Genomic DNA, 17,576 nt, shown 5'->3' with positions numbered 1-17,576 from the left:
GCGTCGAGCCGGCATTTCACTCAAGCTTGAGGCTTGAGACTGTCGCGGCCACTATCGATGTAGGGCGCCCAGAAATCCACCGACTCGCGGATCATGTCGATAACCCGATGGTCGACTGGTTCCCTCTCCCTGAAGGAAAGTTCAAGGCAAATTTCGTTGTCGGTTCCGCCGCCCTGCCGAACCGCATCCAGCAGCTTTTGCGGAACTATGCGGCCGTCCTTGTTGTAGGCGGCAGTGAACGGCCAGTGCCCGCCCTTGTTCATGGAAGACTGCTTGATATGGATGATCGGTGACCGCAATGGAAACGCCTTCGCCCAGGCGTAGGGATCGGTGTCGGCAGGATCGGGCGAGGTCACGTCGCCATGGTCGATATCCACCATCATCTGCATCGGTATAGGCAGGTTCGCCGCGTCGATGGCGCTTTGCAGCGTGGCGCAGCTTTCGATCGTGTGGCCGAACTCGCGGCCCACCGACATCGGCTCCCAGAACAGGTATGTCAGACCCGCCGCCCTGGCGTGTTCGGCCACCTCGCGCCAGCATTCGAGCGCGATGTCGAATAGCGCCGCCCGCCGTTGCGGATCGTCAAAATCCTTATAGGTGAAGATGGCGAACTGCGTGCCCATGCCTGATGCGCCGAGTTCGGCGGAAATGTCGGCGAACGTCTTGAACCAATCGACATAGTAGCGCCGGACATCCGCGTCCGGGTGGCCGAAATGGTTGAGCCGGCCATAAGGCCCGGTCATGCCGGAGGTGATCCTGACACCGGTCCGCGCCAGGGCGCTGTTGAACAGGCGCAGGAATTTGGCAATCGTTGCCGCCGGCCAGCCCGGATTGACGAATTCATGCGTCAGCTGCACGTCGCGGATGCCGATGCCGTATGCAATCGCGTCGATCAAATCGTCTGGATCGGCGAAGCGGTTGACCAAGGGATTGGTGTTGAGGGAAAGCGTGAAGGCCATCAGTCTGCCGTTGCCATGATGTTACCAAACCAGTCTTCGAACGCCTTCCGCTCGGCTGCATTGATATGCAGGCCGTGTTTGGTGCGGCGTTCCAGTATATCGGCTGATGTGCCGGCCCATTCGGTCTCGACCAGGAATTTCGCCTCCCGTTCATAAAAATCGGGGCCGAAGCGCCGGCCGAGATCCGTCGCGCTTCGTGCGCCGGCGAGCAATTGCCTGGCACGGGTTCCATAGCTTCGAGCGTAGTGCTTCACCAGCGATGGACTGAGCCACAAAAACTCGGAATGCAAGTCGCTCAGGAACTGTTCGAAGTCCGCGTTCGGCATGTCGCCGCCCGGCAAAGGACTATTGGCCGTCCAGGCTTTCTTCATCGCCGGAAAGAACGGCTGGATCTTTTCCAGCGCATGTTCGGACAGCTTGCGGAAGGTGGTGATCTTGCCGCCGAATACCGAAAGCAGGGGCGCGTTACCATTGGAGGCGTCGAGTTCGAAAATATAGTCGCGAGTCACCGCGCTTGGGTTGTCGGCATTGTCGTCATAGAGCGGACGCACGCCGGAGAAACTGTGGACCACGTCCTGAGGTGTGAGCTGCCGCTTGAAATAGCGATTGACCACCTTGATCAGGTAATCGACTTCGCTGGCCTCGGCCGCCACTTCCTCGGGCCTGCCTTCGTAGGGAATGTCGGTCGTGCCGATCAGCGCCAGATCGTTCTCATAGGGGTTGACGAAGATCACCCGCTTGTCGCTGTTCTGGATGAGATAGGCCTGCCGTCCCTCCCAGAACTTGGGCACGACGATATGGCTGCCTTTCACCAAGCGAACATTGCGCGTGGAATTCTGGCCGGCGACGCGGCTGACAATGTCGTTGACCCATGGCCCCGCCGCGTTGATCAGTGCCCGCGCCCGGACTTTCGTGACCGCACCCATACGGCCATCCTGCATGTCGATCGACCACAATCCGTCTTCACGGCGCGCCGCGATACAGGCTGTGCGCGTGAGCACCCTTGCGCCGCGCTGCCAGGCGTCCAGGGCGTTGAGCAGCACCAGGCGCGCATCGTCGACCCAGCAGTCTGAATATTCGAAGCCGCGCTTGAATTCGTCCTTGATCGGCGCGCCTTCCGGCGACGTTCTCAGATCAAGCGTCCTGGTTCCCGGCAGCCGCTTGCGGCCGCCGAGGTGGTCGTAAAGAAAAAGCCCGAGCCGGACCAGCCAGGCCGGCCTGTCTTGCGGGCTGTGCGGAAGAACGAAGCGCATGGGCCAGATGATGTGCGGCGCCGCCTCGAGCAGCACCTCGCGTTCGATCAACGCTTCGCGAACCAGCCTGAATTCATAATACTCCAGATAGCGCAGGCCGCCATGCACCAGCTTGCCGGAGCGCGAGCTGGTGCCTTGAGCGAGATCGTCCTTTTCGCACAGGATGACGGACAGCCCGCGACCTGCCGCGTCACGCGCTATGCCGGCCCCATTGACGCCGCCGCCGATCACGAAGAGATCGACGACATCTGTTGTATTGCTCAAGATCTTGCTCCTGTGCGGTGCGCCATGCCCTTCCACACCGGCCGAAGCGCCTGACGCGCTGCAACGAAGGAAGGGAAGAGCGCATCGTAAGTTTGCGAAAGCGCCTCGTCGTAGGCATCGCAGTCGCCGAGAAGCGGCGTCACCCACTCGGCGGCGCAGTCTTCCATCGAGCCGTAGACGCCGAGGCCGACCGCGGCCATCATCGCGGCGCCCGCCGCGCCGGCTTCCTGGCGGCTGCTGGTGCGTACCTGCGCCCTTGTCGCCGCCGCGATGATGCGGCGTAGGGACGGGCTGCGCGCGGCGCCGCCCGACAGCCGTATCTCGCTCGGCACGGTGCCCATCGCCTGGTAGCAATCGCGTGCGGCGAAGGCCAACCCTTCAAGCACGGCGCGCGCCAGGTCGCCGAAGCCGTGCTTGACCGAAAGGCCGATGAAGCCGGCGCGGGCGTCGGGGTCGACGAACGGCCCTCTTTCGCCGGCCAACGAGATGTAAGGCTGGTAAATCAGCGATCCCGCCTCCGATGCTTCCACCCACACATCGAGTGCCTTCAGCAACTCGTCATGAGAAGGCTTCCCGCCAGCCGTGGCGAGCACGTCGCGCGCAAGGCCGAGCAGCCAGTCGATGTTGAGCGTCGCCGCCATGTTGGACTGCAGTTGCGCATAGCCGCCCGGGACAGGCATGGCGATCGTGTAGCCGGACCCATCGTCGTTCAGAATGACATCGTCGGGAGTGGCCGCGAAGCGCGTGTGTATGCCGGTCGAGCCGATGACCGTGCAGCCGACATTGCCTGAGGGATCATAGAGGCCGGCTCCGAGAGCCGTCATGACCATATCCACGTACCCCAGCACAACCGGCGTGCCCTCGAGCAGGCCGGTCTCAGCTGCCGCCGGCCGAGACAGCGGATGATGGTCCGTGGTGCCTTCGAGCATGGGAGGCAACAGGCGGCGATGCGTCGTCAGATCCAGTATGTCGAGGGCTTCGTCGGAATAGGTGCGCGACCGAAAATCGCCGAAGGTGAAGGTTCCTTCGGACGGGTCGGTGGCGCGTTCGCCCGTCATCTTGAAGTAGAGCCAATCCTTGCAATGCAGTGCGGTCGCCGCCCGCTCCAGCATGTCCGGACTGTTCTTTTTCATGAAGGCCAACTGGGCACCCTGCTGACAGGAATTAAGCCCCGTGCCGGTGAGCTCGAACCGTTTGCGATCCCGGGGATCGGCGCGCATCTCGTCCACCAGATGTCCGGCGCGGGCATCGAGCCACAGCCACGCGCGCGAGACAGGCAAGCCGTTGCCATCGATCAGCCAGGTTCCGTCGCCCTGCCCGGTGATGGCAACCGCCGCGGTTCGTTGCGCGAGGTCGGGGATTTTGGCCGCGAGATCGCGAACGGTCCGGGCCATGTCGCGCCAGGTCTGATCGAGGTCCTGCTCGGCGCCGCCGCCTTCCAGCGTCACGAAGCTGTTGGGCACCGACGTCATGGCGAGCTGCCGCCCGGACAGATCGAAAGCGACCGATTTGATCACCGACGTTCCCGCGTCGATGCCGATCAGCAGGTCTTTCATGACGCAAATTCCGGTTGGTGATGAAGGCAGTTCACGAGGGCAATCTCGTAGAAGAGGCAGGGAGTGTCCGCAAGGACACCCCCTGTGCAGGTTTTACTCAGACAGCACGAAGGGTGCCGTGTACTTGTCGACATTGTCCTTGGTGATGAGAAGGCAATCGAACAGCTGCTTCTCGGTCGCCGCACCGGTGGCGCCCGTCTTGATGAACGAGTCCGCCTGCTGCACGGCCTTGGCCGAGAAGATGGCGACCGGCTGAAGCACGGTGTACTGCAGTTCACCGGACTTGATCGCCGCAACCGCATCCGGGGAGCCGTCGAAGCCGCCGACCTTGATGCCAGCCAGCTTGCCGGCCTCCTTCAGCGCCGCAACCGCACCGAGCGCCATTTCGTCATTACCGCTGATCACGGCGATGATGTCGGGATTGGCCTGCAGCATGCTCTGCATCTTGTCGTGGCCTTGGGTACGGTCCCAGTTGGCAACTTGCGAAGCAACCTTTTCGAGGTCCGGATACTGGCTCAGCACAGTCGCGTAGCCATTCGAGCGCGTGGCTGCATTGTTGTCCGACGGGGCGCCGAGCAGTTCGACATATTTGCCCTTTTCACCGACCGCCTGCACCCATTGCTGGGCACCCAGAGCGGCGCCCTGCGCGTTGTTGGAAACGAGCTGCCCCTTGGCGAGGCCTTCCTGGTTGATCTCGGCATTGACGAGGAAAACCGGGATGTTGGCGGCAATCGCCTTCTTCACCGCGCCGACAGAGCCGTCGGCATTGGCCGGGTCAAGGATGATGGCCACCGACTTGTTGGTGATGGCAGTGTCGATCAGGTTGCTTTCCGTGTTGGTGTCGCCCTTGTGGGCGCCGACATTAGCCGTATAGCCGAGCTTCTCGGCTTCGGCCTTGGCGACGTTGCCCTCGGTCAGCCAGTAGGGGTTGGCCGGATCGTTGACGATGATCGAGATCAGGCCCGCGGCCGACGCGGCGGCCGTAAACCCGACGACCATCGCGGCGGCGAGCAAGCTCTTAAGCATGGTTTTCATGTACATTCCTCCAATGACTACGCGGTGTTGCTGCCAGTTCATCTGGCAGTCTTCCCTTGGGCAGGATTGGCCGCTTCGGCCTTCCCCCGTTTCTGAGAAGTCGGTTGGCCACCTGTCGAAGCCGGGAGCTTGCTACGGCGGCGATACTGAACGGCATTGAGCAGCACGGCGAGTACGATGACGGCGCCCGTGAACACTGTCTGCCAGTAGGATGAGATGCCGATGATCACCAGACCATCGGACAGGAAGCCGATGACGAAGGCCCCGAGCAGGGTTCCGCGGATATTGCCGCGCCCGCCGGTCAGTGCCGCGCCGCCGATGACGACGGCGGCGATGGCCGTCAGTTCGTAGGTGGTGCCCGCGGTCGGCCCCGCCGACGTCAGCTGCGAGGACAGGATCAGGCCGGCAATGGCGGCACAGATGCCTGACAGCACATAAACGGAAATCTGCACGGTCTTGACCGGAACGCCGGACAGTTCGGCCGCGCGCTCATTGCCGCCCGAGGCATAGAGCCAGCGCCCGAAGGCGGTGCGGTTCAGGACGATGCTGCCGATGAGCGCGATCACCACGAGAACCACCACGCCGGTCGGCACGCCGAACAGGCGGTTGAAGCCAAGCGCATCGAAGCCGGTGTTTCCCAGCTCCGGCTTGCCGCCGAGATTGTTGTAGGTCAGGCCGCTGGTCATCAGCAGCGCCAGGCCTCGCGCCATGTACATGACGCCGAGCGTCGCGACGAAGGCCGGAACCTTGAAGCGCGCGATGAGCACGCCGTTGATCAGCCCGACAACGGCGCCCAGCATGCAGGCAAGCACGGCGACCACCCAGACCGGCGGATAGAGAACGATGCCCAGCCAGGTCAGCGTCACGCCCTGCATCAGGAATCCGGCAACGACGCCGGCGAGCCCGAGCGTCGATCCCACCGACAGGTCGATGCCGCCATTGAGGATGACGAGCAGCATGCCGACGGCGAGGATTCCGAAGATGGCGACATGCGAAGCCATGGTCAGGAAATTCGCCACCGAGAGGTAGTAGGGCGACAGGAACGAGAAGACGACGATGATGACGATCAGGGCAAAGAAAGCGCGGCCTTCGAGCAGCAGCTTGGCGAGATCGAAGCCTTCGCCGCCCGCGCTCGGACTGGACTGTTTTCTGGCCTGGCTGACGTCGGTCATGGTCTGGGCTCCGAAATTCCTGGTGATCAGGCGATCACAGCTTCGCCGGAGGCGGCCATGATCTGCTCTTTGGTGGCGTTGGCGCCGAACTCGGCTGAAATCCTGCCGCGCCGCATGACGACGATCCGGTGCGCGATGCTAAGGCACTCGTTGACCTCCGAGGTCGAGAAGATCACCGCAAGGCCCTGCGCGGCGCGTTCGCTCAGCAAGCGGAAGACCTCGGCCTTGGCGCCGACATCGATGCCGCGGCTCGGCTCGTCGAGGAGGATGACCTTGGGGTTGGTCGTCAGCATCTTGCCGATGACCACCTTCTGCTGATTGCCGCCCGAAAGCGATCCGATCATGGCGTTGCCGCCCGCGGTCTTGATGGTCACCTTGCGGATCGAATCCTCGACCAGCCCGCGCTCCCTGGAGCGGGACAGAAACAGCCCCTTGGCGAACGCCTCGATGCTGGCAAGCGAAAGATTACGGCCGACGGTCATGGTCTGCACCAGCCCGTCGCGCTGGCGATCCTCGGGGACCAACACAAGACCCTTGGCGATGCGCTGGGCGATGCTCAGCCCCGAGACGTCCTCGCCCTCCAGAAGCGCGCGGCCGCCCGCCATCGGCACGCGCCCGGCGACGGCTTCCAGCAATTCCGTGCGCCCGGCGCCCATCAGCCCATAGATGCAAACGATCTCGCCCGCTTTGACGTCCAGCGACAGGTGGTCGACGACGGAATAGCCTGAGCCCGAAGTGTCGATGACGCTGACATCCTCGATCGACAGGGCGACCTCGCCGAACTCATGACCGGTCGGTGGCGAGCCGAGATCGAAATTCTCGCCGACCATGTTGCGCACGATCCACTCGAGGTCGATGTCCCTGGCTTCGGCTGTCGCCGTGATCGCGCCGTCGCGCAGGACGACGGCGTAGTCGGTGATCTGCAGCGCCTCTTCGAGATGATGCGATATGTAGACGATGGAAACGCCGCGGCTGGTCAAATCGCGGATCACCTTGAACAGCACCTCCACCTCTGTGGCGCTGAGCGCCGAGGTCGGCTCGTCCATGATCAGGATGCGGGAATCGACCGACAGCGCCCGTGCGATCTCGACGATCTGCTGCTGCCCGAGGCGCAGATCCTCGACCAAGGTCATCGGATCGATGTCCTCCTCGAGATCGGCCATCAGCGCGCGCGCCTGGCGCGACTCCTCGGCGAAGTCGAGGCCAGTCCTGGTGCGCAGTTCGCGGCCCATGAAGATGTTGTCGCGAACGCTGAGGTTCGGCGCCAGGCTGAGTTCCTGGTGGATGATCGAGATGCCGCGATCGCGCGCGTCCGAGGACGAGGAAAAACTGACGAGATTGCCGTCGAGCACGATGTCGCCGGATGTCGGCGTGACCACTCCAGACAGGATCTTCATCAACGTCGACTTGCCGGCGCCATTTTCCCCAAACAGCGTCGTGACCTTGCCGCGATGGATGTCGAAATTGACGCCCTTGAGCGCATGGACGCCGCCATACGACATGACAATGTTGCGCGCCGAAAGCACGGCGTCGCCATTCGCGGATCCGGTGCCGGCAGCCAAGTTCATTTGACCTCCAGCCTCACGGGAGTGACCAGCCAGCTCTTCGGATTGACCAGCTTGAAGGCGCCAACCACCGATATGGTCTTGCCGGTCAAGGTGCTGGTGTCGATTTTTGCCAGGACTTCCTTCTTCATCTCGTTGTTCAGCGCCGAGCCGGCGTCCTGGTATTCGATCTGGTTGGTGAATTGGCCGAATGTGATCTTGCCGGTGGCATCGCGCAGCTCGGTGCCGTTGATCGCCGGTCCCGTCTGCACGCGGACCATCAACGTGTCGGGCAAACCGTCGACTGCGACCTTGTAGATGCCCGATTTTCCTTCGCCGACGACGCCGCTGAACTTGACCGAGATGACCGGCCCGACACCTGCGGGCACGCCATATTCCTTTTCGGCCGTTGTCCTGTCCTTGGCGATCGCCGTCGCCACCGTCACCGCGTCGGCGGCACGCGCCTCGACATCGGCCTGCACCTTGGGAAATTCCGACTTGCCGTAGTCGATCGCGGAAAAGACGACGCTGCGAACGTCGCCCGCGGAACCGATCCTGACCACCTTGGTGTCGAGCGCCATGGCGCCGAGCAGGACGAGAACCGCGGCGCCGGCAAGCGCCCGACGCAGGCCGGGCGAGGTCTGCCGGGTCGATGCGGTGGCAGCCTTCGCGCTCATGACGCAACCGCCAGCAAAGCAGATCCGCGCTTGTCACGCATTTGACGATCCTCCGTTCACATGGCGCTTGGCACCATTGGATTGGTTCTGTTCGACAAGGGCACGGGCGGTGGATTCGTCGGTGATCAAGCCGCTCAGATAACGGCTTTCGAGCACCGCCTTGATCGCCCGCACCTTCACCTTGCCGCCGGCGACGGCGACGATCCTGCGGCCTTTCAACTGGTCACGCGGCAGCGCCAGGATTCTTTCCGACAGCGCCGTTTCCACCGGGCGCCCCTTCTCGTCGAAGAAATGGGCGAGCAACTCGCCGACGCCGCCATCGCGTTTGACCTCATCGATTTCGGAATGTTCGATCATGCCGGTAGCGACCAGCGAGGCTTCCCGCTCGGCGGTCCCTATTCCGACGAACATCAGGTCGGACCGGCTTGCGAGAGCGAAGACATCGCTGATGCCGCGCTGGCCAAGCAGCACCTCACGGTCCTCGGCGGTGTTGGCGACGAAAGGCACAGGCATCACATAGGCCTGCGCGCCGGTCCGCTCGGCCAGCCGATGCATGACATCGTGCGGGTTGGCGGCAAATTTGCGCGTCACGCCGCCAAGCAGCGAGACGAAGCGGATATGGGCGGCGGCGGTGCGTGTCAGATACTCGACGCTTGCGGCAAGGGTGCGGCCATGGCCGACGCCGATCAGCATGTCTTCGCCACGATCGATCTCGCGCTTGAGAAACTGGGCGCCGGCGATGCCCAGCCCCTTCAGCGGCAGGTCTTCCTGGTCGAGATCCGGAACCACCTCGCAATAGTCGAGCCCGTATGCGGCGGTCAGGCGCTGCTCCAACTCCACACACTCGGCGACGTCGCCGTCGATAAAGACCCTGACCAGGCCCTCCTGGTTGGCCTTGGTGATGAGCCGGTGCGCCTTGAGGCTGGTCAGGCCAAGCCGCTTGGCCACCTGGGCCTGCGTCAGACCCCCGGCATAGTGAAGCCAGGCCGCGCGCGTGGCGAGGCTGGATTCATGGTCGCGGTTAGCGGTCCCGCCGGATTTCAAGCCATCTCCTCCCTGAGATGAAATTATTATCTTTGTGTGCAAAAATTTTCACATCCTTGCATCGCTGTCAATCCCTCGCCAGATTTGGCGCATATCCTCGGTGGGAATTCACAGGCCTTGCCCCTCGCCGACACGCCGGCTCGCCGGCGTATCGGCGGTCAGCGTCCGCCTATTAGGAGGTCGGCATATTAGGCGATCATACTGTTGTGTTAATTTAACGTCAACTGATGTTACCTACCGATACGAACAACGGGGTTGCAGAGGTCATTGCTGCCGAAATTTCAGTTAATCACTTGTTTTTAATCACGTATATCCGATTTGAAAAAAATCCCAATCAGGCTGTGCGTTGCGGCGTTTGCCCATGCGAAGCCATGGGCAAACCGATAGGATTGCCTCAAGAAAGAGTATCGGCATTGTCCAATGACGCGGTCAGTCCAACCGCATCAGGTTCCGGCCCTCGAGTTCCACAACCGCGGCCTCGATTTCCTGCGCAATGCGCCCAGCACTCCAGTCAAGCGCCCGCGCGGCGATCGACGCGATCTCCCGCAAGTCCCGGCCTGTCAGGGAACCGGCAATCGCCAAGGTGCTGCGGCGCATGACGATATCAGCCAGATGTTCGACGAATTCGTCGCGGACGATGTAGTCAATTTCCGACCGGCTGTAGCTTTCTGAATCCGGCAGTCGACCCTCATCATCCGACCCGTGCTTGGCGATCTGCGTGGCTCTGGTGCCGTATCGCGACAGCAATTGATCGAGGCGCCGTTCCTCGATGCCCGTTTCCGATCGCGCCCGGGCCAGCCAGTCTATACGTGCCAAAGCATCGGGCGGAAAATCCCTGCCACCGCCAATCGGCATGGCTTGCGTCGTCACCTTGCGGCTGCACTGCAGACGATCGAGCACGGTGTCGGCGACTTCCTCGGCGAAGCCACGGAATGTCGTCCATTTGCCGCCGACCAGCGAGATGACCGCGAAAGGTCTGTTTCGATCCGGCTCGGCGACCGGCGCCGAGTGATCGCGGCTGATCAGCCCGGGCAACGATGCATCCGAGGCCGGCAGCGGCCTGATACCGCTATAGGCATAGACGATCTGGTCGCGCTCGAACGCCATTCCCGGCAGCAGCGTCCGCACGCTGTCGAGCAGGTACTCGACTTCGTCAGGCTCGCAGCGCACCTCGTCGGGGTTGTCGGCCTTGATGTCGGTGGAGCCGACCAGCGCCAGGCCGAGATAGTCATAGACAAGGCAGATGCGGCCGTCGTCGGCCTCGAAATAGAGCATGCGCCCGGCCAGGCTTTTGACCAGTTCGTCATGCTTCAACAGGATGTGCGAGCCCTTGGTGCCGCCGATCATCTTCGACGGCGCACCAAGCAAGTCGTTGACGTCGTCGATCCAGGGACCGGCGGCATTGACCACCAGCTTGGGCCGCACCGAAAATGCCGCGCCGTTTTCCGGCTGGAAGGTGAGCACGCCATCGGCCGAAGCCATCAGCGCCGTGTAGTTCGCGCTGGCCGAGGCCGCATTTGCCCGCAGTCCATCGAGGATCAGTTCGAGCACCAGCCTTTCAGGGTGGCTTATCTTGGCGTCGTAGTAGGTGCCGGTGGCGACGATCGAAGGATTGAGCGCCGGCATCCCGCTGAGCGCCTGGCGCCGCCCGACCATGCGGTGGCGCGGCATGACCTGGTTTCGCGAGCCATAGAAATCATAGATCATCAGGCCGATCTTGATCAGGATGGCGCCGCGGCTGCGCGGCGCGCTGGTCGAGCCGAACAGCGTTCGCAGCGCCGCCAGCATGCCCTTGCTCCAGGAAAAGATCGGGATGACGGTCGGCAGCGGGCTGACATAGTGCGGCGCGTTTTTCAAAAGCAAATTGCGTTCGAGCGTCGACTGCGCCACGAGACCGAATTCGCCAGTCTCGAGATATTTCAGGCCGCCATGGATGAGCCGCGATGGCGCGGCACTGGTGCCCGAACCGAAGTCCGCCTTGTCGACGATCAGGCAGCTGACGCCCTGCGCGCACAGGTCGCGAAACAGGCCCGCCCCGTTGATGCCGGCGCCGAGAATGACGACGTCAAACTGGCCGATCCCAGCCATGGCGACCAGACGCCCGGCAGGATTTTCCGTACGTGTTCCTTCAGCTGGGCTCATGGTGCTTTCGTCTTGACGACGCGCAGCTTGACGCCGGCCCGTTCGAGGGCTTGCGCCCGCGCATCGCCCAGGCCTTCGGTTACCAGCACGACGTCGAAGCTGGTCAGATCGTCGAAGACATGCAGCGCGATCCTGTCGAACTTGGCATGGTCGATCAAAAGGATACGCTTGACCGATGCGGCCATCATCGCCTGCTTGACCCGCACGACGTTGGGGTCCTGGATGAAGGCGGTGGTTCCGGTGATGGCCGAAGCCGAACAGATCAGCACATTGGCGCGCAGCTGCGCCACGGCATTCTCGCAGACGATGCCGATATAGGCATTGTAGGTGGCGTGGTACTGGCCGCCGAGGCAGATGAAATCGATGTCATCGACATTGGTCAGCAGCGACGCCGTCGCCACGGAGTTGGTGATGACGGTCAGCGGCTTGACGTCGAGCAGCAGCGTGGCGACGGCGTTTGCCGTCGAGGAATCGTCCAGCATGACCACCTGGCCGGCTTCGACATAATCCAGTGCTGCCCGCGCCAGCGCATCCTTCTCGGCCCGGTTGACCGTCACCCGGTAGCGGAAGGCGCTTTCGTAGAGGCCGGAAGGCTGAACCGTCACCGCACCATGCAGCTTGCGCAATACGCCCTGCTGCGCCAGCCGGTCGATGTGCCGGTGGATGGTCATGCGCGATACGCCGAAATGCTCGACCAGATCGTCGATGCGAACCTGGCCGAGCTTGATCACATAGTCGGCGATCTCTTCGCGTCGCTCGTCGGCCTTGATCATGTGGTTCCCCCGGTGTCTTGCCGCGCCAGCTTCTCGATCTCCGGCCAGTGCGGTTCGAGCGCACCTGCTATGCGGCCATAGAGGGAAAAGCGCTCGTTGAACACAGCACTGGAGGCAGGCACTGGCTCGTATTGGCGCGCCGTCATGCCGACCTGCCTGGCACCTTGTTGCGGCGTCGCGAAGATGCCGACCGCGGCACCCGCGCAAAGGGCAGCGCCAAAGGCGGCAGCCTCGTCGGTCGAGGTGATGGTGACCGGGGCATTCAGCACATCGGCGAACATCTGGACGAAGGCTGGATTGCGCGAACCGCCGCCGGTCAGGCGGATTTCGCGAACGACAAAACCTTCGCGCAGAGCTTCGACATGGGTGCGATGATTGAAGACAATGCCTTCCAGAACCGCCTTCAGCATATCGCCGCGATTGTGCCAGCCGTGAAGGCCGACAAAGCTGCCGCTGGCGACATCGCCAAAGGGGGAGCCGAACAGATAGGGGTGAAACAGGATGGACGACCGGTTCTTCAGCGCCACGGCGATCTCTGTTGCCAGCAACTCATGGATCGAGCCACCCTCTAGCGATGCCTTTTCCTGCTCCGAGCGGCAGAACGTGTCGAGAAACCAGTCGTAGTTTGCGGTCGAGGCCGGTGAGATCGCCATGTTGTTCCAACGGCCCGCGTCGATGGCGTTGCGACAGAACCAGCGCGGGTCGACACGCGGTTCCGATGAGACGACTTCGTTGATCGAATAGGTCCCGGCGACGATGGCAAGCACGCCCTCCTCATGGCCGCCCATGCCGAGCGCCGAGGCAGTCACGTCATGCAGTCCGCAAGCGACGGGTGTTCCCTTGGCAAGGCCGGTCATTTGGGAGGCATCGGCGGTGACGTGGCCGACGATGTCGGCCGAATGCGCCATCGGCGGCAGCGCATCGAAAAGATCGTCCAGTCCGAAAATACGCAATGCTTCAGGCGCGAAGGCTTGCGTTCGGAAATCCGTGAATGAGGTGCTGGCCTCCGTGCGGTCGGTACCGATCGTGCCCGACAAGCAAAAGCGCAGCCAGTCCTTGCAAGCCAGTATATGCCCGATGCGCCCATAGCGGTCGGGTTCGTTCTTCCTGATCCAGGCCAGCAGCGCCGATGGCGCCGAGACGTGCGGCGCCTGGCCGGTGCGCGCCAACGCGTCTTCGAAGACCCGATCCGCCGACCATCTTTCGACAATCTCGCCTGCACGGCTGTCGAGCGACAGGATCCCGGGCCCCAGCGGCCGACGATCCTTGTCGAGCAGGTAAAGACCGTCGCCATGCGCGGTCGCCGCCACCGCCTTGATGTCGTCTGCCGGCCGGCCGCACAATGCGATCGCCTCCTTGATTGCGTCGGCGGTCGCTTGCCAGAGGCCGATCATGTCGCGCTCCACCCAGCGTGCATGGGGCATCGATTGCGGAATCCGCCGACGCGCCACCGACAATTGCGTGCCATCGGCATCGAAGATCACCGCCTTGGTAACCGTGAGACCGTTATCGATTCCGAGCAGACAGGGCATGGTCACCGCCTCTTTCAGCGACTGGCGATGCGCACTGCAAGGCAATCCTGCAGGCTGGGGCAAGGGTGACAGACATAGCGACGATCAACGCGCACGGTGATACAAGCGATGACACCCAATGGACCGAACGAACCATACCGTGATGTTAATTTAACGTCAATGGCTGAGATAATTCCCCATGTATCCATGAAATCCTAACATTTCAAACGATGCAAGATTGAAAATCTTGCTGATCTTGTTGTATTTTTTTGTCATGAAAATATCCCAACCGGACCGTTCATTCAGCCCGCGAACATCATAGAGCCGAAAGGCACCGCGATGTTTGGCGTCAGGCAGCCCTTCGGGCCCGTGTTGGAAGCCATTATCCGAAATATATCGGCCTTGGCGCCAACACGCTCATGATCGGGCGTCGGCTTCGTTGGGCCTCGCCCTGAATGGCGAAGCCGGTGCAAACGCCCTTTTGGCCGTGCTTCGTGACGAGATCGACCTCACCCTAACCATGCCTGGTTTGCGCCAACCCGTTGAATGCAGGGCGGCAATATTGCCGCGATGATTCCTTCTACAGTTGCGCTCCCCGGCAAGCCTCGGTTCCTGATGCGTCATCAACATTCGCCCGAAGCTACTCGAAGGAATAGGTGAAGCCCTCCTTGGAGGCACCAACGGTCACCTTTGTCATCTTTTCGCCCTCGAGCGAGCGGTTCAGCACGCCGCGGCTCAATTCAGGCAGAAGCGTATTGGTCAAAATGGCGTCGATCATCCGCCCACCGGATTCGATCTCGGTGCAGCGAGCCTTGACTAGGTCCATGACGCCGTCGCCGATCACCAATTCCGCGTCGTTGGTCGCACGCAGCCGACGAGCGATTTTGGCGAACTGGTGGCGGGTGATCGCTTCGATCATCGAATCCGAGAGCGGATAGTAAGGAATGGTCACCACCCGGCCGAGAAAGGCCGCGGGGAAGACCTTCAGCAACGGGCTGCGCAGCGCGGTGTCCAGATCGTCGAGCCCTGCCCGCAGCGTGCCATTCCTGGTCCGATCCATGATGACTTCGGAACCGACATTCGAGGTGAGCAGAATCAGCGTGTTCTTGAAATCGATGCGCCGGCCCTCGCTGTCGTCCATCATCCCCTTGTCGAAGACCTGGAAGAAGATCTCGTGCACGTCAGGATGCGCCTTTTCGACCTCGTCGAGCAGGATCACCGAATAGGGTTTGCGGCGGACCGCCTCGGTCAGGATGCCGCCCTTCCCATAGCCGACATAACCGGGCGGCGCCCCCTTCAAGGTAGAAACCGTATGCGCCTCCTGGAACTCGGACATGTTGATCGAGATCAGGTTCTGCTCGCCGCCATAAAGCGTTTCGGCCAGCGCCAAGGCGGTTTCAGTCTTGCCGACGCCCGAGGGCCCGCAGAGCAGGAACACACCCACCGGCTTTTCCGGCGCGCCAAGCCCAGCGCGGCTGGTCTGTACGCGCTTGGCGATCATCTCCATGGCGTGGTCCTGGCCGACGACGCGTTCGGACAGGGTGACGGCGAGCCGCAGCGCCTTCTCGGTCTGGCTCGACAGCATCCGCCCCGTCGGGATTCCCGTCCAGTCCTGGACCACCGCCGCCACGGCGTTGCGGTCGACCGAGGGCAGGATCAACGGCGTCTCGCCTTGCGCCTCGGCCAGTTCGGCCATCAGTTCGCGCAACCGGGCGAGATCGGCGGCCGGATCGGGTGGAGGGGCATCGGCAGCCGCCGGTGTCTTCACGTCGGTTTTGGCCGTTTGGGTTTTGGGCGTTTCGGCCTTGGGTGGCTGTTGCTCAACCGCGTCCGCGTCTGCTGTTTCGCCATTGGTCTCCGGTGTCTCCACCGCATCGAGCGGCACACCTTCGCCGCGCAGCCTGGCGCGCAATTCGAGTATCTCGGCAACAAGTGCCTTTTCCCGATCCCAACGTTGCTGCGCGGCGGCCAGCGTGACCTCGCTTTCGGCAAGCCCGGTGTCGACCCGAGCCTGCCGCTCAGTCACCTCGATGCCGATCGCAGCCTCGCGGCCGATAATGCCGCGCTCGACCTCCAGCGCCTGGCGTCGGCGCATGATATCCTCGACCTCGGCCGGCGTGGCATGCTGCGATATGGCGACACGGGCGCAAGCGGTGTCGAGAAGGCTCACCGCTTTATCCGGCAATTGCCGCGCCGGGATGTAGCGATGCGACAGGCCGACCGCCGCCTCGATCGCCTCATCGAGTATCTGTACCTTGTGGTGCTGCTCCAGAACGCCGGCCACACCGCGCAACATGAGAACGGCCACCACCTCCGAAGGCTCGTCGATTTTTACCACCTGGAAACGGCGGGTCAGGGCCGGGTCTTTCTCGATGTGCTGCTTGTATTCCGCCCAGGTCGTTGCCGCGATGGTGCGCAATTCGCCCCGCGCCAGCGCCGGCTTCAGGAGATTGGCCGCGTCGCCGGTTCCAGCCGCGCCGCCGGCGCCGATCAAGGTGTGGGCCTCATCGATGAACAGGATGACCGGCGTTTCGGACGATTGAACCTCATCGATGACAGCCTTGAGCCGTTTTTCGAACTCACCCTTTACGCTTGCTCCCGCCTGCATCAGTCCGACATCGAGCATGCGCACACTGACGTTCTGCAGGCTGGGCGGCACGTCGCCCTCGGCGATACGCAATGCAAAGCCCTCGACGACGGCGGTCTTGCCGACCCCGGCCTCGCCGGTCAGGATCGGATTGTTTTGCCGGCGTCGCATCAGGATATCGACGATCTGCCTGATCTCCGGATCGCGGCCGACGACCGGATCGATCTTGCCGTCGCGGGCACGCTGGGTCAGGTCGGTGGCGTATTTCGCCAGCGCCGAATCGGCGCCCGGAGGCCGCTTCGGCGTTTCGGCCGCGGGAACCGCCATGCCTGCGCCGGCTTCGAGCGAGCCCTCCATTACGTCGGCGAACCGTGCGATGACCGCGGCGGCGTCGATCTTGTCAAACTCGCCGCTGATCTTCGACAGCAGGCCTTCCAGCACCGGCGTCTTCAGGCAGGCAAGCAGAATATGGGCGCTGCGGACTTCCTCGACGCCGAACTCAAGCGTTGCCAGGTTCCAGGCTTCCTGGATGGCATGGAAGATATGGTCGGAAAATTCCTCGATCGACGTGGCGCCGTAAGGCAGCTTATCGACGGCGCGGGTCATATCGGCGGTCAGCCGGCTCGCATCCAGTCCCGCATCGGCGATTATCATTTGCACATCCGAGCGGTCGGAAAGCACCAGTTGCTCGATGAAGTGGACGAGTTCAACGTAAGGATTGCCGCGCAGTTTGGCGGTGTCGGCAGCAGCCTTGAAGGCGCGGACACCCACAGGATTGAGCTTGCCGACCAGTTCCTTGCGTTTGAAGGTCTGCGATGACCGGCGCTGTTCCATCGAACGTGCTCCTGCAATCTGCCAGCCGATAAACTGCCACATAAGCCGTCACTTGACAAAGCGCGTGACGGAGGGGGCTCGATGCCCGGCTCAGCCGGCTTCTTCCGCTTGTGGAAAATCCTGCGCCACCGGCTGCAAGCAACCACGGAATTGGGCGCCCTATGCGATGCATTTCGCAGCGGGGTTTTGCAATCACGCCACGGATTTCAGCCTCAAGAGCCGGCT

Annotated in this window: 12 protein-coding genes; all 12 read right to left on the bottom strand. The window is 62.6% G+C overall.

Annotation, left to right across the window (positions count from 1 at the left end):
• Nucleotides 1–20: 20 nt before the first annotated feature.
• Nucleotides 21–959: a sugar phosphate isomerase/epimerase family protein gene (locus tag NKG99_RS09790; protein ID WP_352866803.1), complete on the bottom strand. Its 939-nt coding sequence runs from the start codon at nt 957–959 to the stop codon at nt 21–23.
• Nucleotides 959–2,476, bottom strand: a complete 1,518-nt coding sequence (locus NKG99_RS09785; RefSeq protein ID WP_352866800.1) for a glycerol-3-phosphate dehydrogenase — start codon at nt 2,474–2,476, stop codon at nt 959–961. The genes NKG99_RS09790 and NKG99_RS09785 overlap by 1 nt, the downstream gene beginning before the upstream one ends.
• Nucleotides 2,473–4,032 (bottom strand): FGGY-family carbohydrate kinase, encoded by a 1,560-nt coding sequence (locus NKG99_RS09780; protein ID WP_352866798.1) that lies wholly within the window; start codon nt 4,030–4,032, stop codon nt 2,473–2,475. Before NKG99_RS09780 ends, NKG99_RS09785 begins: the two co-directional genes overlap by 4 nt.
• Before the next feature lie 93 nt (nt 4,033–4,125).
• The gene (locus tag NKG99_RS09775) at nt 4,126–5,067 is read right to left on the bottom strand and encodes a D-ribose ABC transporter substrate-binding protein (RefSeq protein WP_502913071.1); all 942 of its coding nucleotides are present in this window, start codon (nt 5,065–5,067) and stop codon (nt 4,126–4,128) included.
• A 38-nt stretch (nt 5,068–5,105) separates the two neighbouring features.
• The gene (locus tag NKG99_RS09770) at nt 5,106–6,239 is read right to left on the bottom strand and encodes an ABC transporter permease (RefSeq protein ID WP_352866796.1); all 1,134 of its coding nucleotides are present in this window, start codon (nt 6,237–6,239) and stop codon (nt 5,106–5,108) included.
• 26 nt (nt 6,240–6,265) lie between these two features.
• Nucleotides 6,266–7,807, bottom strand: a complete 1,542-nt coding sequence (locus tag NKG99_RS09765) for a sugar ABC transporter ATP-binding protein (protein WP_352866793.1) — start codon at nt 7,805–7,807, stop codon at nt 6,266–6,268.
• Complete coding sequence (locus NKG99_RS09760; RefSeq protein WP_352866790.1) at nt 7,804–8,460, bottom strand: DUF2291 family protein; 657 nt, start codon at nt 8,458–8,460, stop codon at nt 7,804–7,806. The genes NKG99_RS09765 and NKG99_RS09760 overlap by 4 nt, the downstream gene beginning before the upstream one ends.
• Before the next feature lie 33 nt (nt 8,461–8,493).
• A complete protein-coding gene (locus tag NKG99_RS09755) occupies nt 8,494–9,504 on the bottom strand; it encodes a sugar-binding transcriptional regulator (RefSeq protein WP_352866788.1) in 1,011 nt (336 codons plus the stop codon).
• 429 nt (nt 9,505–9,933) lie between these two features.
• Entirely contained in the window at nt 9,934–11,646 is a 1,713-nt protein-coding gene (locus NKG99_RS09750) for a glycerol-3-phosphate dehydrogenase/oxidase (protein WP_502913070.1), read from the bottom strand.
• On the bottom strand, nt 11,643–12,419 hold the full coding sequence (locus tag NKG99_RS09745; protein ID WP_352655930.1) for a DeoR/GlpR family DNA-binding transcription regulator: 777 nt from the start codon (nt 12,417–12,419) through the stop codon (nt 11,643–11,645). Before NKG99_RS09745 ends, NKG99_RS09750 begins: the two co-directional genes overlap by 4 nt.
• Nucleotides 12,416–13,951: an FGGY-family carbohydrate kinase gene (locus tag NKG99_RS09740; protein WP_352866785.1), complete on the bottom strand. Its 1,536-nt coding sequence runs from the start codon at nt 13,949–13,951 to the stop codon at nt 12,416–12,418. Before NKG99_RS09740 ends, NKG99_RS09745 begins: the two co-directional genes overlap by 4 nt.
• A 619-nt stretch (nt 13,952–14,570) precedes the next feature.
• Nucleotides 14,571–17,351 carry a type VI secretion system ATPase TssH gene (gene tssH, locus NKG99_RS09735; protein ID WP_352866782.1) on the bottom strand — a complete coding sequence of 927 codons (2,781 nt, stop codon included), beginning with the start codon at nt 17,349–17,351 and terminating at the stop codon, nt 14,571–14,573.
• Between the last annotated feature and the right edge of the window lie 225 nt (nt 17,352–17,576).

It is taken from the genome of Mesorhizobium sp. M1409 (assembly GCF_040317535.1).
Lineage (GTDB): Bacteria > Pseudomonadota > Alphaproteobacteria > Rhizobiales > Rhizobiaceae > Mesorhizobium.
This window is presented reverse-complemented; position numbering and strand designations above follow the sequence as displayed.